Source organism: Amycolatopsis sp. FBCC-B4732, assembly GCF_023008405.1.
GTDB lineage: Bacteria > Actinomycetota > Actinomycetes > Mycobacteriales > Pseudonocardiaceae > Amycolatopsis > Amycolatopsis pretoriensis_A.
Genome location: NZ_CP095376.1, coordinates 206246 through 226741 on the forward strand (window position 1 = coordinate 206246; position 20496 = coordinate 226741).

Genomic DNA, 20496 nt, shown 5'->3' on the forward strand with positions numbered 1-20496 from the left:
CGGGCCCCCTTTCGTCGATGTGCCCCGCGGGGATCCCCGCCGCGAGTGTGGGGACGGGACACATCTGGGGGGATGACTCGTGCTGCTTTCCTTGCGATCGCGCGGCCGGATCGCCTTGGCCACCGCGCTCACCGCGGCGTTCGCGCTGCTCGTACCGGGGGTCGCGCACGCGGCGCCACCGTCCGGCGACGACTTCGACCAGGCAACGGTGATCACCGCGCTGCCGTTCACCGCGCAGCAGGACACGAGCGAGGCCACCCGGGCGGTCGACGACCCGTCCTGGTGCCAGTCGTCCGACGTCCGGGCGTCCGTCTGGTTCCGGTACACGGCCACCGCGGACGGGTACCTGCGCGCCTCGACCAAGGGCAGCGACCCGGAGATGATCCTCGCGGTCCACACCGGGACCCGGGGCGCGCTCCGCGGCGTCGACAACGGCTGCGGCATCGGCGCGGACGCGACGTTCCTGGCGAAGGCCGGCACCACGTACTCCATCATGATCTCCGGCTACGACGTCCCGGGCGGCGCGCTGTCGCTGAAGCTGGACTCCGTCCCGGCCGCGGCCAACGACGACTTCGCGAACGCGCAGCCCGTGCCGTCGCTGCCGTTCTCCGCGCAGCCGGACTTCTCGGTCGCCTCCTACGAAGCCGACGACCCGGAGTCGACCTGCCAGTCCGAGGCCAACCTCGCCCCGTCGGTCTGGTACGCCTACACCAACACCGGTGAGGCGAAGTCGGTCACCGCGCGGACCACCGGGTACGGCTCGGCCCTCTCGGTCTACACCGGGAGCAGCCTGCCGGAGCTGAAGCAGGTGGCCTGCAAGAACGACTCGTACGGGCAGCCGACCGCGTTCCGCGCCGCCACCGGCACGACCTACTACGTCCGCGTGACCGGGCCGGCCGGTTCGTACGAGCCCGTCACGCTGTCCCTGGCCGACGCGCCGGCGCTGGACCCGTCGATCTCCCAGTCGCCGTCGTACCCGACGGTCTACGACACCGTTTCGTTCTCCGCGGACTCCTGGAACGAGATCGACCGGCCGATGACCGCCGACTGGGACTTCGGCGACGGCGCCACGGCCCCGGCCGGCACCGCGCCCGTCTCCCACCACTACGCCACCGACGGCACGTACACCGTCACCACGCACGCGACGTCGCCGGACGGCCGCACGGCCACCAAGACGACGCTCGTCACGGTGACCACGCACGACGTCGGGATCGCCAAGTTCGCCGTGCCCACCGCGGCCCGCGTGGGCGTCAGCAAGCCCATTTCGGTCGACGTCAGCAACACCCGCTACGCCGAAACGGCGACGGTCGTGCTGTCCCGCAACGACGGGACCTCCTGGCGGCAGGTCGCCACGCTCACCCTGACCGTGCCCGCGCGGCCCACCAAGACCGTGCGGTTCCCGTTCGCCTACACCTTCACCCCGGAGGACCTGGCGGACGGCAAGGTCACCTTCCGAGCGAGCGTCTCGCTGGACTACCCGATCCGCGACGCCCGGCCGGCGGACAACGAAGTGATCGCCATCGCCACGACCGTCAAGCCGGCCGCCACGCGCATCACCGCCGTCTGAACACTGGGGGGAACAGAATGAGGACCACCGCTTTCCGGCGCCTGCTGGTCGCCGGCCTGGCCGTCGCGGCCGCACTGGTGGCACCGGCCACCGCGCACGCCGACACACCGGCCAACGACGATTTCGACACCGCCACCACCGTCACCGCCCTGCCCTTCCGGGCCACCCAGGACTTCGGCGAAGGGACGAAGGCCGCCGACGACCCGACCTCGTGCTACGCCTGGATCGCGACGAGCGCGTGGTACGACTACACCGCGTCCGCCGACGGGTTCGTCCGCGCCCTGCCCACGGGCGCCAACCAGTTGCCGTTCATCGCGGTCTACACCGGCTCGCGCGGGGCGTTGTCGCAGGTGCCCGGCGCCTGTGCGGAGTGGAACTCCGGGCCGTCGGTGACCTTCCCGGTCACCGCCGGGCAGACGTACCACATCATGGTGTTCAAGCCGTACGCCGGCGCCGGCCAGGTGGCCACGCTGGACCTTTCCAGCGTCCCGCGGGAGGCGAACGACGACTTCGCGGCGGCCGCGGTGGCGACGCTGCCCGGGACGTTCTCGGGTGACCTTTCGCGGTCTACGAGCGAGCCGGGCGAGGTGACGGCGAGCTGCGATCCCGAGGCCGACCACTCGGTGTGGTACCGGTACACACCGGACCGCACCCGGCCGATCAGCGTGGAGCGGCGGGGCGGCCGGACGCCGTCGGTCGCGGTGTACCGCGGCCCGGAACTGTCCGAAGTGGACTGCGCGGGGGAGCTGGACGGCACCAAGCGCGTGGTCTTCACGGCCGAAGCCGGCCGGCAGTACTGGCTCCGGGTGGCCACCGACGCCGACGGCGCGTCCCCGTACGACATCCGCCTGACGACCGCGCCGGCGTTGACGCCCAACGTGTACCTGTACTCCGGGGTGAATTCGGTGTTCGACGACATCCAGATGTTCCCGAACGCGGGCGACCACCTCGGCCGCCCGCTGGTCAGCGGCGAGCTGAAGTTCGGCGACGGCACGTCGGTGGCGCTCACGTCGAACGCCGCGCTGACGCACCGCTACGCCGCGGACGGCGACTACCGCCTGGAGATCAGCGCGACGACCGACGACGGGCGCTCGGGGACCGGCAGCCAGGTGGTGCACGTCGAGACGCACGACGTCACGCTGACCGGGCTGTCCCTGCCCGCGCAGGCGCGTGCGGGGCAGACGAAGCCGGTCAAGGTGTCCGTGGTGAACAACCGCTACGACGAGAAGGTCGTCGTCTCGTTGCGCAAGAAGGGCGAGAGCGGGTACTTCGAGGAGGTCGGCACGCTGACCCAGTTCGTGCCGGCGGGCGGCCGGGTGGAGTTCCCGTTCGCGTATTCGTACACGCCGGCCGACGCGGCGGCGGGCCAGGCGGAGTTCGAGGTGACGGCCACGCTCGAGGGCCGTTACGACGGCGACGCCCACCCGGTGGACAACCGGCTGACCGGCGTCACCAAGGTCCGCGCGAGCTGAGTCCCCGCCCGGGCGCTTGCCGGCGCCCGGGGCGAGGTGACCACGGTCCGTGGCCGGTCGGCGGTGTGCGCCGGCCGAGTCCACTTTCGCCTTGGCGGGGCCCCTCGTCCCGCCAAGGCGGAAATTCACCTACCTCGCAGGGGACCCCGTGCATCCTTCGAATCGTTCTCACCCTCCGCAAGGGTAAAAAGCCGCGCGGTGGAAGTTCACCCTGTGTAGCTGATGCGTACGGGGGAAACGGCTCGCGTTCCTTGACAGCACCGGCCCCGCCGGAGTTATGTCACCGCCTGAATTCCGCGGAAAAGGAACCGGAAATCGTTCTCGGGCCACCGGTACGAATCGAGCCACGCCACCGATGAAAGAAGACCCACGTCGTTCCGCCCCCTCCTGGAATCCGGGTGACTGGGGGCTGCGCACCAAGATCTCCGTCGTGCTGCTGCTGCCCGTCCTGGTCGCCTTGCTGCTGGCCGGGGCCCGGGTGCAGGGCGAACTCGCCCGGGCCGGCGGGCTCAGCGCCGTGCGCGACCAAATGCCCGTCGTGCAAGGGATTTCCGAACTCGCCGGGCTCGTCGACGACGAGATGATCCACGACGGTGCCGCCGCGCAGACCGCCGCCGTCGACGGGAAAGCCGCGTCGGTGCGCCGGGACGCCGCATTTTCGCAGCTCACCCCGCAACTCGCCGGCGCATTGGAAGATCAGCTCGGTAAATTGGCCGAGCTGCGCCAGCAGACCGGTTCCGCGGCCGCCAAAACCGCCGCTTACCACGACTTCACGGTCGTGCTCGGCGAAGTGATCCCCGGCGTTGTCGGCCAAGCCGGGAATGCCGATCTCGGCGCGTCGGCGAGTCTCAGCGCGGCGTTGGTGCAGCTGAGGACCGTGCTCGCCGTCCAGGAAGCCGTGGCGGGCGACCCCGGTGGCGCCGCGGTGGCCGAGCGCGCCGTGTCCGAAGAGGCCGTGCTCACCGGTCAGATCCGCCGCGTGACGCCGGCGGGCGCGGCGGCGGCCCGGTTCGCCGCGGCGACCAGCCCGGGTGCCGGCGGTCCCGCCGCGAAGCGCGCGGTGCTCGGCACCGTGCTGGCCGAACAGGTGAAAACGCTTTCGGACGCGGTCGGCGTGCAGACCAACCTCGCCCGCTCGGACGCGCTGCGCGACGCCGCGCTGGTGCTCGCGGCCCTGCTCTGCGCCCTCGCCATCGCGCTCGCCGTCGCCCGGTCCGTCGTGGCCCCGATCCGGCGGCTGCACGCGGCCGCGCTCGACACCGCGCGCCGACGGCTGCCCGGCACCATCGAACGCATCCGGGGCGGCGAGGACGTCGACTGGCGGGCGACCCCGCCGCTGCCGGTCGACTCGGAGGAGGAGGTCGGCCAGCTCGCCCGCGCCTTCGACGACATGCACCGGCAGGCGGTCCGGCTCGCCGTCGGCGAGCAGGCCGAGATGCGGATCCAGGTCAGCGAGATGTTCATGACGCTGTCGCGGCGCAGCCAGTCGCTGGTGGAGCTGCAGCTTTCGGTGATCGAGGACCTCGAAGCCGACGAGCAGGACCCGCAGCGGCTGGCCGAGCTGTTCCAGATCGACCACATCGCCACGCGGCTGCGGCGCAACGGCGAAAACCTGCAGGTCCTCGCCGGTGGCCGGCCGGTGCGGCGGGAAACCGGCCCGGTGGCGACGGTCGAGCTGCTGCGGGCGGCGACGTCGGAGGTCAAGGACTACCAGCGCATCACCCTCGGCAACGCCCCGCGCGGCTCGGTGCAGGCCGAAGCCGCGGCCGACATCGTGCACATCCTCGCGGAGCTGCTGGAGAACGCCATCCGGTCGTCGCCGCCGGGGGAGCAGGTCGTGCTCACCGCCGACCGCGGCTTCGACGGCGGCGTGCTCGTCGAGGTCGTCGACGTCGGTCTCGGCATGACCCGCGAAGACCTCGAAGCGGCCAACGCCCGGCTGGCCGCCGGCGCGTCGGTGAGCCCGGAGACCACCCGCCGGATGGGCTTGTTCGTGGTGAGCAGGCTGGCCGCCTCGCACGGGATCACCGTCCGGCTGCGGCCGACGACCACGCGGACCGCGAGCGCCGGCATCACCGCCAGCGTGCACGTGCCCGGCGTGCTGGTCCTGGTCGACCTGCCGGCCCGGCCCGGCCCGCTCGCGCTGCTCCCGGCCGTCAACGGCACCGCGCGGCCCGAGCTCGAACCCCGGTGGCCCGCCGAAGAACCCGGACCCGCGCCGCCGGCGGACCCGCCGACCCCGATCTTCGACCAGATGCTGTCGCACTGGTTCGCCGAAACCCCGCCGGAAGCGGCGCGCCCGGCGGGCTGGGCGAGCCCCGCCGACCAGGTGCGGCAGGCCGCCGAAGCCGCGGTCGGGACCGTCGGCGAGCCCGAGTTCACCGACTCGGGCCTGCCGGCCCGGCAGCCCGGCGCGCAGCTGGCCCCGGGCTCGGCCGCCCCGCGCCACCCGCAGCAGGGCGACCCGTCCTTCCGCGACCCGGCGGCGGTGCGGAGCAACCTTTCCCGGCACTACAGCGGTATGCGCGCGGCCCGCCACCGGGTCTCGGCCGAGCCGGACGCGGAGCAGCGATGAGTACCCGGCAGGAAGGAACGGAAGTGACCGACGGGTCCCGGAACTGGCTGGTGTCGGCGTTCACCCAGGAGGTGCCCGGGGTGGCGCACGCGGCGCTCGTCTCGGCGGACGGGCTGCTCGTGGCGGCGAACGACACCCTGCCGCGCGACCGCGGCGACCAGCTCTCGGCGATCGCGTCCGGGCTCGCCAGCCTCGCGCTCGGCACGGCCGACCTGTTCACCGCCGGCCGCGTCGTGCAGTCGGTGATCGAGATGGAGCAAGGATTTCTGCTGCTGATGAACGTCGGGGACGGCTCGAACCTGGTCGTGCTGGCCAACCCGGGCTGCGACATCGGGCTGGTCGGCTACGAGATGACGTTGCTGGTGGACCGGGTCGGGAAGGTGGTCGAGACCCCGGCGCGGCCGGCGGCCTCGCCGGGAGCGGCCCGGTGACCGACGGCCGGCGACGCGAGGGCGGGCGGCACGCGGCGTCGCTGGCCCGCCCCTACGCCTGGACCGCCGGTCGCACGCGGCCGAAGGTCGACCTGGCGGTGGAAGCCCTCGTCGAGACGACGGCGGAAGGCCGCACCGCGTCCTTCAGCCCGACCAACCCCCTGGCCGCGGTGATGGAGCTGTGCCTGCACAAGCGTTCGGTGGCCGAGGTCGCGGCCCACCTCGGCGTGCCGCTCGGGGTGGCCAGGGTGCTCATCGGCGACCTGCTCAGCGCCGGCCAGGTGTCCATCCGCGACACGCTCACCGCGGACGCCTCCTGGGACGAACGCAACGACCTGCTCGAAAGGGTCCTCAGTGGACTACGTGCACTCTGACAAACTGATCACGTCGGCCAAGATCGTCGTCGCGGGCGGCTTCGGGGCCGGGAAGACGACGTTCGTCGGCGCCGTCTCGGAAATCGACCCGCTGCGCACCGAAGCGCTGATGACGTCGGCGGCGGTCGGCGTCGACCGGGTCGAAGCGGTGCCCGGGAAGGTCGCGACGACGGTCGCGATGGACTTCGGCAGGCTCACCCTCGCCGAGGACCTGATCCTCTACGTCTTCGGCACGCCGGGCCAGCACCGGTTCTGGTTCATGTGGGACGACCTGGTCTGCGGCGCGGTGGCCGCGATCGTCCTGGTCGACACGCGCCGGCTGGCGGACTCGTTCGCGTCGATCGACTTCTTCGAATCCCGCGGCCTGCCGTTCCTGGTGGCCATCAACCAGTTCGAGGACACCCGCCAGCACCCGCCCGCGCAGGTGCGCGAAGCCCTCAAGGTCCCAGCGGCGGTGGAGGTCGTCACCTGCGACGCGCGCTCCCCGGAGTCCACGAAGCGGATCCTCATCGCCGCGGCCGAGCACGCGCTCGCCGAGCACCACTCACCACGATCGCGGAAAGCCTGACAGGAGCCCGAAATGCCCATGAACCACGACGATTTCGCGATGGGGCACTGGCTCGTGGTGCTCGCCTACCTGACCTCGGTGGTGGGGTGCGCCCTCGGGCTCGCCTGCACGCTGCAGGCGCGTTCGACCGACAACCCGCGCGTCCGGCTGACGTGGCTGGGCCTCGCGGCGCTGTCCATCGGCGGCGTCGGCATCTGGGTCATGCACTTCATCGCGATGCTCGGCTTTTCGACCCCGGGGATGCCGGTGCGCTACGACATCCTCCGCACGGCGGTGTCGGCGCTCCTCTCGGTGGTGGCGGTGTTCTGCGGCCTGCTGGTGTTCGGCGTCCGCAACCGCTTCGCCTGGCGTCGCCTGCTCCTGGGCGGCCTGCTCACCGGCCTCGCGGTGGCGGTGATGCACTACACGGGCATGTGGGCGGTCCAGGTCAAGGGCACGATCGGCTACGACCCGACGCTGGTGGTGCTGTCGGTCCTCATCGCGGTGGTCGCGGCGACGGCGGCCCTGTGGTTCACGGTCGGCCTGGACAAGCTCCTGCCCCGCCTGGCCGCGGGCCTGGTGATGGGCGCGGCGGTGACGGGCATGCACTACACGGGCATGGCGGCGGTCCGCCTGAACCTCGACCCGGCGGCGCCGGACCCGTCGGGCACGGAGGTGTTCTCGTTCCTGTTCCCGGTGTTCGTGCTGGCGGCGCTGGCGATGGCGGTCCCGATCTGCGCGGTGCTGATGGCGACGTCGAGTTCGGAGGCACCACGGCACACGACGGTCGGGTCCTGAGCGGTCTTGAATCAGTCCGTGGGCACCGGGAAGCGGTCCGCGCTGAAGTGCACCAGGATCGCCGTCGCCGTCGCGCAGACCTCGTCCCCCGCACGCAGCGTGCCCGACGCGTGCAGCTTCCGCTCGTCACGGCGGACGAGCCGGCCCTCGGCGACGAGCGGGACCGCGTACGGCGTGCCGCGGTGGTAGTCGACCGTCAGCGAGGCCGTCATCCCCGGGTAGCCCGCGGCCGCCGTGGCGCGGCCGAGGACGTGGTCGAGGACCGCCGCCACCCAGCCGCCGTGGACCCGGCCGGGCGGCCCTTCGTGCGCGGCGCCGAGCAGCACCTCGGCCCGCACCGACTCCGGGCCGACGGCGACCCAGGACAGCGGCGGGGCCAGCGGGTTCCCGGGCCCTTCCAGGGGGTTGTTGACGCTCAGGTGCCCGCCGCCTTCGAGGGCGGCCAGCAGCAACGGCGGCGCCTCCCCGGCCGCGCGCAGGGCCGTGGTCACCGCTTCGACCCGGCGCGCCGCCGCGGCCAGGTCGGCTTCGTCGTCGCGCACGCGCACCGAGGCTTCGATCAGCTCGCGGATCCGGGTGCCGAGCAGGGCACGCCCGGGCGGAACGCCGTCGACCACCGGGAAGGTCATCGCACCCCCTGAAACTAGAACGTGTTTCAGGTTACCAGGTCGGGCGGGCGGTGACGCCGCCGTCGACGACCAGGTCGTGGCCGGTCACGAAGGACGCCAGCGGGGAGGCCAGGAAGACGCACGCGTTGCCGACGTCGGCCGGGGTGCCCAGGCGGCCCAGCGGGGCCGAGCGCTGCCAGCGCTCGACGCCCTCGGGCCAGTCCCGCGCGAGTCCCGGCCGGTCGATCAGCCCCGGCGACACCGTGTTGACGCGGATCCCGCGCGGCCCGTACTCCAGCGCCGCGCCGCGCGCGTGCACGACCAGCGCCGCCTTCGCCGCGCTGTAGTGGACGTGCCCCGGTGCGGGCTGCCGGGCCTCGATCGACGCCACGTGCGTGACGCTCCCGCCATCGACCAGCAGCCGGGCCGCCGCCTGGGTGCAGGAGAACGCGCTGGTCAGGGTCGCGTCCAGCATCGCCCGCCAGCGCTCGGCCGTGATGTCGGCAAGGGGTTCGACCGGCTGGACGCCGGCGTTGTTGACCAGCGCGTCGAGCCGCCCGCCCCACTCCGCGACGGCGTCGAGCAGGGCGTGGCACGCGGTGTCGTCGGTGAGCTCGGCGGCGAACGCGCGGGCCCGCCCACCGGCGGCTTCGATCGCCTCGACGACGTCGTCCGCGGCGCCGGGACGCCGGTGGTGCACGGCCACCGCGCTGCCCGCCTCGGCGAACCGGAGCGCGATGCCGCGCCCGATGCCCCCGGACGCGCCGGTGACGCAGGTGATCGTGCCGGAGAGATCGAGTGCGCTGCTCATCGCCTCGATCGTAGATCCGCGCCCCGGTCCGTCGTACCTTGTGGGCATGGCCAAGACCCAGAAGTTCGCCGAGCTGCTGCGGACCCAGATCCGCCACGAGTTCACCGCCGCCCAGCAGTACATCGCGCTCGCCGTCTGGCTGGACGCGCGTGACCTGCCGCGGCTGGCCAAACGCTTCTACCGGCAGGCGATCGAGGAGCGGAACCACGCGCTGGCGATGGTGCGCTACCTGCTCGACCGCGACCACCCGGTGGCGATCCCGGGCACCGGCGACGTCCGGAACGACTTCTCGAGCGTGCACGAGGTGATCGAGCTGGCCCTGCAGCAGGAGCGCGCGGTCACCACGGACATCGAGGCGATGGCGAAGGCCGCGCGCGCCGAGGAGGACTACCTCGGCGAGCAGTTCATGGGCTGGTTCCTCAAGGAGCAGGTCGAGGAGGTTGCCCAGATGACGACACTGCTGGCGGTCGTCGAGCGGGCCGGCGACAACCTGTTCGAGGTCGAGAACCACCTCTACCGCGAGGCGGCGACCGAGGCCGAGGACGCCCCGGACATGCCCCCGGTGGCGGGCGGCAAGCTCTGACGGCGTGAGCACGGGTGGCGCCGGGGGCGGGTCGTGCGTCGCCGGGCTGGGGCCCGCGTCGGACTGGTACCGCAACGTCGAGGCCCGGCCGCCGGTCGAGGTCGTCGTCGGCACCCGGCGGTTCGCGCCGCGGCACCGGGTGCTCGGCGAGGCCGAAGCGGCGGAGGTCATCGCCGCCTACGAGCACCGCAACCGCTGGGCGCGCCCGATCCTCCGGGCAGCTGCCCCTCGTCGCGTTCGGCGATCCGTCCGTCCACTGAGGACGCGGCGGAAGCGGCATCCCCCCGGGCGATGCCGCTTCCGCCTTTCCTTCAGTGGCAGAAGGAAACTTCCGGGAACCCCGGCCGGTCGAGCAGTGGCCGCGGCTCGCCGCGCAGGTGCTGGTCGAAGAAGGCGTTGACGTAGGCCCGGGTGATGGCCTGCGTGCGCACACCACCCGTCGTGGCGCCCGTGTCGATGCCGAACTCGTCCGCCAGCAGACCGACATCGGTGAAGGACGCGTGCTGCGTGCCCGCCACCTCCGCCCAGCGCTTCCAGCCGGTCAGCTGCGCCCAGTCCCGTTCCCACGGCTCGTTGCCCGGCGCGCACGCCGTGGCCGCGAGCCGGTGGCTCACGAACATGAACGGCCGGTCCAGGCCGGGCGCGGTGAGCGGGACCTCGGTGGTGCCGTCGATGTCCATCCCGGCCTTGACCCGGGCGTCGGCGACCATCGTGGGCAACGAGCTGGCTCCGCCGACGGAGTGCCCGGCCATGCCGATCCGGGACGCGTCGATCAGCGACCCCCACTTCGAGCGCGTCAGCGAGTCCAGCACGAACGACACGTCGGCGGCCCGGCCGAGCACCAGCTTCCGCCAGAAAGCGCTGTCGTGCGGCACTTCGCACGACGCGCACCCGGCGAACCGCCCGCCGGGCATGCTCTGCCCGCTGTTTTCGTAGGTGTGGCCGACGACCGCGACCGCGTAGCCGTGGCTCGCCAGGTCCTCGGCGAGCGCGGAGAGCGTGGCGCGCGGCTTGGTGTAGCCGGGGGACAGGACGACCAGCGGCAGGTGCCGCCCGCCCGGCCGGACGTCGGCCACGGAGTTCGTCACCATCGTCGTGAGCAGGTCCGGCGGCACGTCCAGGCCGCTGCCCTCGAGCAGGGCCGCGGATTCCGCCGGCGTGAGGTACTGCGTCTTCGGGCCGGTCGAGGCCGCCGCCGGGTAGAACAGCGTGACCATCAGCTCGCGGTAGGGCACCGACGGCACCCACGGGTCGGGCCGCGAAGTGTCCTTGAGGTACACCGAAGTGCTGCCCACCGGCCGGTCTCCGGTCGGCGCGGGCAGGTACGGCGTCGACGTCCGCGCGAAGCCCACTTCCGGGTACCGCGCGGACGGCTGGGCCAGCAAGGGCTGGGGTTCGCCGCTCAGGTGCTCGTCGAAGAACGCCCGGACGTACGCGGCGGTGACGGCCTGGACGCGCGCGGCCGGTGTCGTCGCGCCGAAGCCGACGCCGAGCTGTTCGCCGATCAAGCCGAGGTCGGTGAACGACGCGGAGACCGTCCCCGCCACGACGAGAGAGCGCTTCCAGCCCGTCAGCCGGTTCCAGTCCGGTTGCCGCGCTTCCGTGCCCAGGAAGAGGAACGGCCGGTCGAGCGCGGGCGGCGGGCCGTCCGTGGTGCCGTCCAGGTCGAGCCCGGCCCCGACCCGCGGATCGGCCGCCACCGCGTCGATCGTGTTCGCGCGCCCGGCCAGCCCGATCCGGGACGGGTCGATCAGCGGTGCCCACTTCGAGCGCAGCAGCGAATCCAGCACGGCCGGGACGTCCGCGGTCCGGCCGGTCACCGCGACGACGGTGCCGTGGCTCGCCAGGTCCTCGGCGAGCGAGGTCAGTTCGGCGCCGGAGGAGAGGACGACCAGCGGCAGGTGCCGTCCGGCCGGACGCGCGTCGACGAACGCGTCGGTGCGGACCGCGGTGAGCGCCGACGGCGGGATCGTGGTGATCCCGGCTTCCGCGAGGGCGGCTTTCGCCTCCGCTCCGGTCATGAACTGCTTCCGCTTGCCCGATGCGGAAACCGCCGGGTAGAACAGGTCGCCCCGCGCCAGGGCAGCCGTGCCCACCGGCCGGTCGCCGGTCGGTTTCGCCAGTGCGGGCGCCGGAGCCGCCGACGCGGCGGGTGCGGACAGCGTGAGGGCGAGCGCGGTGATCACCATGAGGCTCTTCATCCGATGAAGGTCACTTCCGGGTAGGCGGGCGACGGCGCGGCCAGCAGTGGCTGCGGGCGGCAGCGCAGGTGCTGGTCGAAGAAAGCGCTTACGTAGGTCCGCGTGACGGCCAGCGCGCGTTCGGCGTCGATGGACGCGCCGAGGTCGACGCCGAGTTGCGCGGCGAGCACCCCGAGGTCGGTGAACGACTGGTGCACCGTGCCGGACACCATGAGCCAGCGCTTCCACCCGGTGAGGTGGGTCCAGTCGGTTTCCCAGTCGTCGTACGGTCCCTGCTGCCCCGGCGTGTAGCCGTCCATGCTGCCGAGGAACAGGAACGGCCTCGCCAGTCCGGACGACGGCAGCGGCACGTGGATGCTGCCGTCGATGTCGGCGCCGGCGCGGATCCGCGGGTCGGCCAGCATCGCCTGCGTCGTGACCGCGCCGCCCGCCGAGTGCCCGGTCATGCCGATCCGCGCCGGGTCGATGAGCGCGCCCCACTTCTTCGAGCGCAGCAGCTCGTCGAGCACGAACGACGTGTCCTTCGACCGGACCCGCGTGAACTTCTCCCAGAAGCCGGGCTGGTCGTCGGCTTCGCACGCGGCGCAGCCGGTGACGTGCCCGTCCGGGAAGGTGGTCGCGCGGTTTTCGTAGGTGTGGTCGATCGCCGCCACGGCGTACCCGCGGCCGGCGAGTTCCTCGGCCAGCGCGGTGAGCGTGGCGCGGGGCTGGGTCCACCCCGGTGACAGCACGACCAGCGGCAGGCCGTGCCACCGCCCGGCCGGCCGCGCGTCGACGACGGCGTTCGTCCGGACGGTGCTCAGGACGTCCAGCGGCAGCCCGGGGATGTTCTCCCGTTCGAGGTTGCGTGCGGATTCCAGCGGCGTCATGTACTGCTTCGTGGGCCCGTTCGCCGAGGTCGCCGGGTAGAACAGGGAGACCATCAGTTCCCGGTAGGGCACCGACGGTACCCAGGGATCGGGGCGTGAAGTGTCCTTAAGGGACAGTGAAGTGACACCGACGGGCTCGTGACCCGTCGGACGGGGCAGGTGGGGCGTGGTGCTCGCCTCGGCGGGTGTCGCGGACAGTGTCAGGGTCAAGGCGGTGGCCACCGCGAGTGTGCGCATTATTCCCCCAGGAACCGGATCAGGAGAGGTGGCGGAGACGACGGAAGCAGAACCAGGTGAGCAGCGCGGTCATCGCGAGGTAGAGCGCGAGTTCGAGCCACTGCAGCGGCCAGAACCGCGAGCCGGGCTGGTAGGTGAGGCGCTGCTGGTAGCCGTGCTGCCCCAGCTGCGACATGCACGCTTCCATGCTGCCGCGCTCCGGCGGGCCCTGGCCGGGCCGCGGGGCGCAGTTCTGCACGAACGACGGCAGCGGGGAGGCGACGGTGCCCGCCGGGTCCACGGTTTCGTTCGCCAGCACCCACGCTCCGGCCGGGTTGCGCACGCCGATCTCCAGGATGCCCTGGGTGTCGTCGCCGGTGATGTTCGTGATGTCCTCGCCGACGATCGCGACCGTCATCGTCTGCGGCGGGATCAGGTACGGCCGCACGAAGTTCGGCACCAGGAGCAGCACGGCGGCGAGCACGGCGAGCGTGACGGCCATCGCGGCCACCGTCCGCTTCAGCAGCATCCCGACCGCGACACCGAGCGCGAGCGCGAAAGCCGCGTAACCGATCGGGGCGATGCCGCGCGCGCCGAACACGACCGGCGCGATGCGCGAGAGCATCCCGCGGTCGGTCTGCGCGGCCGCGAGCGCGTCGATCGGGCTGGCCCACCACGACACCGCCCAGCCGAGCAGGCCGGCCGCGACCATCGCGACGAGCAGGCCGAAGCCGAGTTTGGTGGTGAGCCACCGCTTGCGCGTGACGGTCTGGTTCCACACGAGGTTGTGCGTGCCGCTTTCCAGCTCGCGTGTGATCAGCGGGACGCCCCAGAACACGCCGATCGCCGCCGGCAGCAGGTAGAGCACCAGGATCGTCCCGCCGAAGAGGGCGTCCTGGTCGGAGAAGTTCGTGCGCCCGACCAGCTCCGGGCCGGTGATCGCGAGCACGATGCCGATCACGAGCAGCACGGCGAACACGGACAGCGCGGGGGCGCGGAACTGGCGCCAGGTCAGCCAGGTCATCGCAGGACCTCCAGGGCGGGTCGGGCGGCGGCGGGGTTGCTCATGTACTCGAGGACGAGGTCTTCGAGGCCGATCCGCGCGACCGTCCACACGGGATCGAGGATCGGCGCCTCGGTGCGGACGAGCACGGTGGTCTGCCGGTCGGTGTGCTTCGCGGAGATGACGTGCTGGTCCGCGGGCAGCGTTTCGACGTCCCGCCGCGGCCCGGAGAGCCGGTGGTGCGTGGCCAGCAGGTGTTCGACTTCGCCGATCACCCGCACCTGCGAGTCGACGAGCACGATGAGGTGGTCGCAGACCCGTTCCAGGTCGTTGACCAGGTGCGAGGACATCACCACGGACAGCTCGTGCTCGGCGACGGCTTCCATCAGGTCCTGCAGGAACTCCCGCCGCGCCAGCGGATCCAGCGCGGCGACCGGTTCGTCGAGCAGCAGCAGCTCGGGCCGCTTGGCGATGCCGATCGTCAGCGCCAGCTGGGCGCGCTGCCCGCCGGACAGCTTCCCGGCGTGCTGCTTCGGGTCGAGCCCCAGCCGTTCGATGCGCTTTTCGGCGAGCGAGGTGTCCCAGCGCGGGTTGAGGTGCGCGCCGAGCCGCAGGTGCTCTTCGATGCTCAGCCCGACGTAGACCGGCGTGTTCTGGGCGACGTAACCGACTTTCGCCAGCTGGTCCGGCCCGCTGCCGGGCACCCCGCCGCACACCTCGATCGTGCCGGTGGTCGGCTCGAGCATGCCGGACGCGATGTTCAGCAGGGTCGACTTGCCGGCCCCGTTCGGCCCGACCAGCCCGGTCACGTGGCCGGGCTCGATTTCCAGGGTGCAGCCGGACAACGCCCAGGTGCGCTTGTACTTCTTGCCCAGTCCCCGGGCACGCAGGACGCTCACGCTATGTCCTCTCTGGCGGAGTCGCGAAACGTGGACATCAACAGGGCCTCGATGCTCTCTTCGTCGAGACCGGCCTTGCGCGCCTTGCCCAGCCAGCGGCGCAGGTCCTGCCGCAGCGGCCCGAGCACGGCGAACGACGCACCGCCGTTCAGCGTGGCGGTGACGAAGGTGCCGACGCCGGGCCGGGCGGAGACGAGCCCGTCGTGCTCCAGCTCGCGGTAGGCCTTCAGCACGGTGTTCGGGTTGATCGCGAGGGAAGCGACCACGTCCTTGACCTTCGGAAGCTGATCCCCCTCGTCCAGCAGGCCGAGGCGCAGCGCGTGCCGCACCTGCTGGACCAGCTGCTGGTACGGCGACAAGCCGGACCTCGCGTCCAGGTGGAACTCGATCATCGGCAACTCCATTTATCTAGTTGCCTAGTACTATAGACATGCAGCACAAGTCCGCGCCACTGATCTTTTCGGCGGCGGCGGCGGCGGACGGCCGGGAACCCTCGCCGCGGGATCTGCGAACAACCAGGGGGCGGCCGCGCCACTGATCTTTTCCGGGGGCCCGGCCAACCTCACCGCCCCCTCACCCGTCTGGGGAGGTGATCGTTTCCGTTCTTCGAAAGGACTTCCTTTGCGTCGTCTCACTGGGGGAGGCTTCGTGCGCGGCTTGGTCGTCGCGCTCGGGGTCGCACTGGCGGTGCCCGCGGTGGCCTCCGCCTCCGCCGACAGCGTTCCCACGCCGCAGCTGAGCTGGACCGATTGCCAGGACGGCTTCCGATGCGCCACGGCGAAGGTGCCGCTGGACTACGACCGCCCGGCCGGTGCGAAGATCGACCTCGCGCTCATCAAGGAACCCGCCACCGATCCCGCGCACAAGATCGGCACGCTGTTCGTCAACTTCGGCGGCCCGGGCGCGTCCGGCCTGCAGCGGCTGCGGGAGCGCGGCAAGTGGCCGTGGCTGTTCTCCGCCGAGCTGCGCGCGCGGTTCGACGTCGTCTCGTGGGACCCGCGCGGGATCGGCGCCAGCACCGCGGTGCGCTGCTTCGACACCCTCGCCGAGCAGGAGTCCTTCTTCGGCTCCTTCCCGGAGATGCCCGGCGACCCGAGCGGCAATTCGGCCTTCTACGCCAAGTCCGAGGAACTGGCGGACCGCTGTGCGGCCAAGGCCGGCCCGGTCCTGGAGCACGTCTCGACGGCGAACACCGCGCGGGACCTGGAAATGCTGCGCCGCGCGGTCGGCGACCCGAAGCTGACCTACCACGGCATTTCCTACGGCACCCAGCTCGGCGCCACCTACGCGAACCTGTTCCCGAACCGGATCCGCGCGATGGTGTTCGACGGCACGATGGACTTCGCCGGCAACGCGACCGGCCACGACGGGGCCGGCAAGACCGTCCCGCTGGACACCCGCCAGGACGTCGCCACCGGGATTTCCCGGACGTTCGACCAGTTCCTGCGCCTGTGCACCGAAGCCGGCCCGAAGTGCGCGTTCTCCTCGGGTGACCCGAAGGCGAAGTGGACGGCGCTGACCGCCCGCGCGAAGCAGGCGCCGATCACCGTCGACGGCGAGACCTGGACGTATTCCGGGATCATCAACGTGGCCGCCGACCTGTCGGACTCGCGCGGCTGGCCGGACATCGCGGCGCTGCTGCAGCGGCTTTACGAGGCCCCGCAGGTCCAGCAGGCTTCGCAGGCGTTCAAGGCGGGCGAGCCGTACACGTCCAACCGCACCGAAGCGTTCAACGCCATCCAGTGCAGTGACAGCGATGTCCCCACCGACCCGGCGATCTACAGCCGGTACGCCGAAACCGAAGACCAGCGCGTCCCGTACTTCGGCCGGATCGCCGTGCTGGACATGATGAGCTGCGCGTTCTGGCAGGCGAAGGACGCCGACCGGTTCACCGGCCCGTGGAACCGCCCGACGTCGGCGGAGATCCTGGTGCTCAACAACCGGTACGACCCCTCGACGCCGCTGGCCGGGGCCCGGGACGGCGCCGCGGAACTGGCGCGCGCCCGGGTGTTCGTGACCGAGGGGTACGGGCACTCGTCGATGTACGTGCCGAGCACGTGCACCGAGCAGGTCAAGCGGGACTACCTGATCTCGGGCGCGTTCCCGGCCGCGGGCAAGACCTGCGCCGTCGACGCGAGCCCGTTCGCGGGCTGAGGCGGGCGGGCCGCGCCGGCGACGGTGCGGCCCGCTGCCACGAACGCGCCGTGCCCGCGGGACCTTCTCGGGCGCGCCCCGACGACCGGCGCGGTCAGCACCGGCCACCACGAGTGCGCGCGGCCGCACCTGGAAGTCACCCAAGTGGGTGGTGCGGGGCGGGGTTCACGAGCCCCGCGTCAGTCCTCCGGTGTCTGCAGGCCGATGGTGGGCCAGGTGGACGGCGTGGTCGTCCCGAGCACGTCCCGCCGGCCGCGGCGGCCGGTCAGCGCCTGGCTGCGGTCGGCGACGTTCGACGAGCGGGGGAGCACGAGCGGGCCGACGGGGTCCTCCGGCAGTGCGTTCTCGGTCATGAGGGTTCCTTCCGTGGTCGAGGGCACCGCTTACACGTCCGCCGGCCCCGATCGGTTGAGCCCGGCTTGACACGGGGCCCCGTCGTCTCGCACTATGCGAACAAGTGTTCGATGATTCCCCTGGGTTCGCTCGCGGCTTCCGTTCGCGGGTGTCTCCGGTGCGAGTACGTGGTGCTGGAGGTGCGTGGCGATGGCGGTGCCGGAGGCGCTGGCGGGGATCCCGGGGGTCCGCACGGCGGCGCAGCTGGGCGAGCCGGACCCGGCGGGCCGGCTGACGGTCTTGCCCGCACTGGCCGGGCTCCTCCCCGGAGGCGCCCTGCGGCGCGGCACGACGGTGTCGGTCCGCGGCGCGACGTCCCTGGTGCTCGCTTTGGTGGCGGCGGCCACCCGCGACGGCTCCTGGGCGGCGGTCACGGGCCTGCCGGAGCTGGGCCTGGCCGCGGCCGCGGAACTCGGCGTGGACCTGGACCGCATCGCCCTGGTGCCGCACCCCGGGGCCGAGCCGGCGGCGGTGGTGTCGGCGCTGGTGGACGGGTTCGACCTGGTGGTGCTCGGCCGGTCGCTGGCCGGGAGCGTCCCGCCTCAGCTGGCGCGTCGCCTGGCCGGCCGGGTCCGCAACCGGGGCTCGGTGCTGCTGGCGGCGGGGTCCTGGCCGGGCGCGGATCTGGAGCTGACGGTTTCGGGCCGCCGGTGGCACGGCTTGAGCGCGGACGGCCACGGGCACTTGAGGTCTCGTTCGCTGGTGGCGACCAGCCGGGGCCGGGGATCGGCTGGCCGGCCCCGGTCGTTGCCGCTGCAGCTGCCGGGCCCGGCGGGCGCGTTGGCGACGACGACGCGCGCGGAGGCCCCGGTTTTCCCTGCGCGCGTGGGGTGAGAGCACGTGCGATGGCGGGCGTGGTGCCCTGGCCCGGTGCCGGCTCGGCGACCGGCCGGGTGGCTGGGTGATCTGGTCGGTCGAGACCGCGGGGCCGACCGGCCGAGCGGTGGTCGGCCGGTCGGCTTGGCGCGGGCTGCCGGAGGTGTTCATGGCCGCCGTGGTCGGTCGAGGGGTGGTCGGCCGGGTGGCCTGGCGCGGGCTGCCGGAGGTGTTCGTGGTCGGTCGAGGGGTGGTCGGCTGGTCGGCTTGGCGCGGGCTGCCGGAGGTGTTCGTGGCGTGGGTTGTGGTCGGTCGAGGGGTGGTCGGCTGGGTGGCTTGGCGCGGGCTGCCGGAGGTGTTCATGGCCGCCGTGGTCGGTCGAGGGGTGGTCGGCCGGGTGGCCTGGCGCGGGTCGCCGGCTGTGATCACGCCAGGCCGGGCCGGGCCCGGCGGCTTGCGAGCCACTCGGTCACCGCGCGGCCGTCGAAGTCCGAGCACTTCGCCGAAGGCGTCCGGTGACCGATGCGCCGCGGCTGCTGGTGCTGTGGTGCCCGGACTGGCCGGTCGTCGCCGCGGGGGCCGCCGCCGGCACGCCGCCCACCGCTCCCGCCGCCGTTTTCTCCGCCAACCGCGTCGTCGCCTGCTCCGCCTCCGCGCGGGCCGGCGGGGTCGGGCGCGGGATGCGCCGGCGGGATGCCCAGTCCCGCTGTCCCGGCCTGGTCGTCCACCAGCACGACCCGGACCGCGACGCGCGGCTCTTCGAATCCGTCGCCGCCGCCGTCGAAAGCCAGGCGGTCGGGGTCGAGGTCGTCCGGCCCGGGCTGGTGGCCGTCCCCGTCACCGGGGCCGCCGGGTACTTCGGTGGGGAGGCCGCGCTCGCCGAGCTGCTCATCGACGAAGTCGCCGCCCGGGCCGGGGTCGAGTGCCAGGTCGGGATCGCCGACGGGCTCTTCGCCGCGACCCTCGCCGCCCGGCGGTCCGCGCTCGTGCCGTCCGGGCGCGCCGCCGGGTTCCTCGCGCCGCTCGCGATCACCGAACTGGACCAGCCGGGCGACGACCGCGGCGAGCTGGTCGCCCTGCTGCAGCGGCTCGGGCTGCGCACCCTGGGCGCGTTCGCCGCGCTCGCCGAACGGGACGTCGCCGGCCGGTTCCCGAAGGACGCCATCACCGCCCACCGCCTCGCGCGCGGCCTTTCCGAGCGTCCGCCGCTGCGCCGCGCCCTGCCGCCGGACCTGTCGGTCACCGAAACCTTCGAGCACCCGCTGGCCCGGATCGACGAAGCCGCGTTCGTCGCGAAGACGCTCGGCGAACGCTTCTTCGCCGGCCTCGCCCGCCACGGCCTCGCCTGCACCCGGCTGGCCGTCGTCGCGATCACCGAAGCCGGCGAGGAACGCGTCCGCGTCTGGCGCTGCGCCGAACCGCTGACCGCCCGCGCGACGGCCGACCGCGTCCGCTGGCAGTGCGAGGGCTGGCTCAACGCCCGCGACCGCCCCACCGCCGGCATCGTCCGGCTGCGCCTCGACCCCGAAGAAGTGGTCGGCGGGCAGGCGCTGCAGCTGCAGTTCGGGTCGCTGGGCCGCGACGCCGACGCCGCCGAGCGCGCCGCCCGCGCCCTGGTCCGCATCCAGGGCCTGCTGGGCCCGGACGCAGTCGTCACCCCGCTCCTCGACGGCGGCCGCGGCCCGGCCGAGCGCGTCCGGCTCGTCCCGTGGGGCGAGCCCCGCACCCCGGCGACGGCCGACCAGCCCTGGCCGGGCCGCCTCCCGGCCCCCTCCCCGACGGTGGTGGCCGCCCGCCGCATCCCGGCCACGGTCATGGACGCGGCGGGCAACGAGGTCCGCTGCACCCCCCGCGGCGAGCTGAGCCGCCCACCCGCGACGGTCACCACCGAGGACGCCCCGCCCCGGCCCGTCCTCGGCTCGGCGGGCCCCTGGATCGTCCACCACCGCGGCGACCGGCTCGCCCGCGTCCAGGTGGTCCTGGACACCGACGAAGGCGACGTCGCACTCCTGCTCAAGGCCACGATCGGCGACAATCCACAATGGACGGTCGAAGGCTGCTACGACTAGTGCTCGCGGTGGCGGTCCTGTGACGACCACGACTCCGCCACGGTCCACAGTTGACACCGCCCTCTCTCCGGCTCAGGATCGAAGCCAGTAGTCGTACGTGTGTTCGATCG

Annotated in this window: 19 protein-coding genes; 11 read left to right on the forward strand and 8 right to left on the reverse strand. The window is 72.8% G+C overall.

Going from position 1 to position 20496, the window contains the following annotated elements; genetic code table 11:
* Positions 1–79 precede the first annotated feature (79 nt).
* The 7 genes from MUY14_RS00600 (at position 80) to MUY14_RS00630 (ending at position 7764) form a co-directional block, all read left to right on the forward strand.
* On the forward strand, positions 80–1567 hold the full coding sequence (locus MUY14_RS00600; protein WP_247019692.1) for a PKD domain-containing protein: 1488 nt from the start codon (positions 80–82) through the stop codon (positions 1565–1567).
* Positions 1568–1584: 17 nt separating this feature from the next.
* On the forward strand, positions 1585–3039 hold the full coding sequence (locus tag MUY14_RS00605; RefSeq protein ID WP_247019694.1) for a hypothetical protein: 1455 nt from the start codon (positions 1585–1587) through the stop codon (positions 3037–3039).
* A 430-nt stretch (positions 3040–3469) separates the two neighbouring features.
* Positions 3470–5614 carry an ATP-binding protein gene (locus MUY14_RS00610; RefSeq protein ID WP_247019695.1) on the forward strand — a complete coding sequence of 715 codons (2145 nt, stop codon included), beginning with the start codon at positions 3470–3472 and terminating at the stop codon, positions 5612–5614.
* Positions 5611–6045 (forward strand): roadblock/LC7 domain-containing protein, encoded by a 435-nt coding sequence (locus tag MUY14_RS00615; protein WP_247019696.1) that lies wholly within the window; start codon positions 5611–5613, stop codon positions 6043–6045. Before MUY14_RS00610 ends, MUY14_RS00615 begins: the two co-directional genes overlap by 4 nt.
* Positions 6042–6419, forward strand: coding sequence for a DUF742 domain-containing protein (locus MUY14_RS00620; RefSeq protein WP_247019697.1), 378 nt, complete (start codon positions 6042–6044; stop codon positions 6417–6419). Before MUY14_RS00615 ends, MUY14_RS00620 begins: the two co-directional genes overlap by 4 nt.
* On the forward strand, positions 6400–6987 hold the full coding sequence (locus MUY14_RS00625) for an ATP/GTP-binding protein (protein WP_247019698.1): 588 nt from the start codon (positions 6400–6402) through the stop codon (positions 6985–6987). The genes MUY14_RS00620 and MUY14_RS00625 overlap by 20 nt, the downstream gene beginning before the upstream one ends.
* Before the next feature lie 18 nt (positions 6988–7005).
* A complete protein-coding gene (locus MUY14_RS00630) occupies positions 7006–7764 on the forward strand; it encodes an MHYT domain-containing protein (protein ID WP_247025553.1) in 759 nt (252 codons plus the stop codon).
* 11 nt (positions 7765–7775) lie between these two features.
* On the opposite strand, the gene MUY14_RS00635 is transcribed toward MUY14_RS00630, so the two are convergent.
* On the reverse strand, positions 7776–8393 hold the full coding sequence (locus MUY14_RS00635) for a PaaI family thioesterase (protein ID WP_247019699.1): 618 nt from the start codon (positions 8391–8393) through the stop codon (positions 7776–7778).
* A gap of 31 nt (positions 8394–8424) precedes the next feature.
* Positions 8425–9183, reverse strand: a complete 759-nt coding sequence (locus MUY14_RS00640) for an SDR family NAD(P)-dependent oxidoreductase (RefSeq protein WP_247019700.1) — start codon at positions 9181–9183, stop codon at positions 8425–8427.
* A 46-nt stretch (positions 9184–9229) separates the two neighbouring features.
* Here MUY14_RS00640 and MUY14_RS00645 point away from each other — a divergent pair, with 46 nt between their 5' ends.
* A complete protein-coding gene (locus MUY14_RS00645) occupies positions 9230–9766 on the forward strand; it encodes a ferritin (RefSeq protein WP_247019702.1) in 537 nt (178 codons plus the stop codon).
* 311 nt (positions 9767–10077) lie between these two features.
* Here the strand turns inward: MUY14_RS00645 and MUY14_RS00650 are convergent, their stop codons facing one another.
* Genes MUY14_RS00650 through MUY14_RS00670 form a run of 5 tightly spaced genes read right to left on the reverse strand, consistent with a single transcriptional unit; the run spans position 10078 to position 15346 of the window.
* The gene (locus MUY14_RS00650) at positions 10078–11967 is read right to left on the reverse strand and encodes an esterase (RefSeq protein WP_247019703.1); all 1890 of its coding nucleotides are present in this window, start codon (positions 11965–11967) and stop codon (positions 10078–10080) included.
* Positions 11964–13073 (reverse strand): alpha/beta hydrolase, encoded by a 1110-nt coding sequence (locus MUY14_RS00655; protein WP_247019704.1) that lies wholly within the window; start codon positions 13071–13073, stop codon positions 11964–11966. The genes MUY14_RS00650 and MUY14_RS00655 overlap by 4 nt, the downstream gene beginning before the upstream one ends.
* 19 nt (positions 13074–13092) lie before the next feature.
* Entirely contained in the window at positions 13093–14076 is a 984-nt protein-coding gene (locus MUY14_RS00660; protein WP_247019705.1) for an ABC transporter permease subunit, read from the reverse strand.
* Complete coding sequence (locus MUY14_RS00665) at positions 14073–14954, reverse strand: ABC transporter ATP-binding protein (RefSeq protein ID WP_247019706.1); 882 nt, start codon at positions 14952–14954, stop codon at positions 14073–14075. The genes MUY14_RS00660 and MUY14_RS00665 overlap by 4 nt, the downstream gene beginning before the upstream one ends.
* Complete coding sequence (locus MUY14_RS00670) at positions 14951–15346, reverse strand: GntR family transcriptional regulator (RefSeq protein ID WP_160697495.1); 396 nt, start codon at positions 15344–15346, stop codon at positions 14951–14953. The genes MUY14_RS00665 and MUY14_RS00670 overlap by 4 nt, the downstream gene beginning before the upstream one ends.
* 256 nt (positions 15347–15602) lie before the next feature.
* On the opposite strand from MUY14_RS00670, the gene MUY14_RS00675 reads away from it, so the two are divergent.
* Positions 15603–17108, forward strand: a complete 1506-nt coding sequence (locus tag MUY14_RS00675) for an alpha/beta fold hydrolase (RefSeq protein ID WP_247019708.1) — start codon at positions 15603–15605, stop codon at positions 17106–17108.
* 179 nt (positions 17109–17287) lie between these two features.
* Here the strand turns inward: MUY14_RS00675 and MUY14_RS00680 are convergent, their stop codons facing one another.
* The gene (locus MUY14_RS00680) at positions 17288–17461 is read right to left on the reverse strand and encodes a hypothetical protein (RefSeq protein ID WP_247019710.1); all 174 of its coding nucleotides are present in this window, start codon (positions 17459–17461) and stop codon (positions 17288–17290) included.
* Between the two features lie 190 nt (positions 17462–17651).
* Here MUY14_RS00680 and MUY14_RS00685 point away from each other — a divergent pair, with 190 nt between their 5' ends.
* Both MUY14_RS00685 and MUY14_RS00690 read left to right on the forward strand, forming a co-directional pair.
* Positions 17652–18335, forward strand: a complete 684-nt coding sequence (locus MUY14_RS00685; protein WP_247019711.1) for a hypothetical protein — start codon at positions 17652–17654, stop codon at positions 18333–18335.
* A 497-nt stretch (positions 18336–18832) separates the two neighbouring features.
* On the forward strand, positions 18833–20386 hold the full coding sequence (locus MUY14_RS00690; RefSeq protein WP_247019713.1) for a DNA polymerase Y family protein: 1554 nt from the start codon (positions 18833–18835) through the stop codon (positions 20384–20386).
* Positions 20387–20496: the final 110 nt, after the last annotated feature.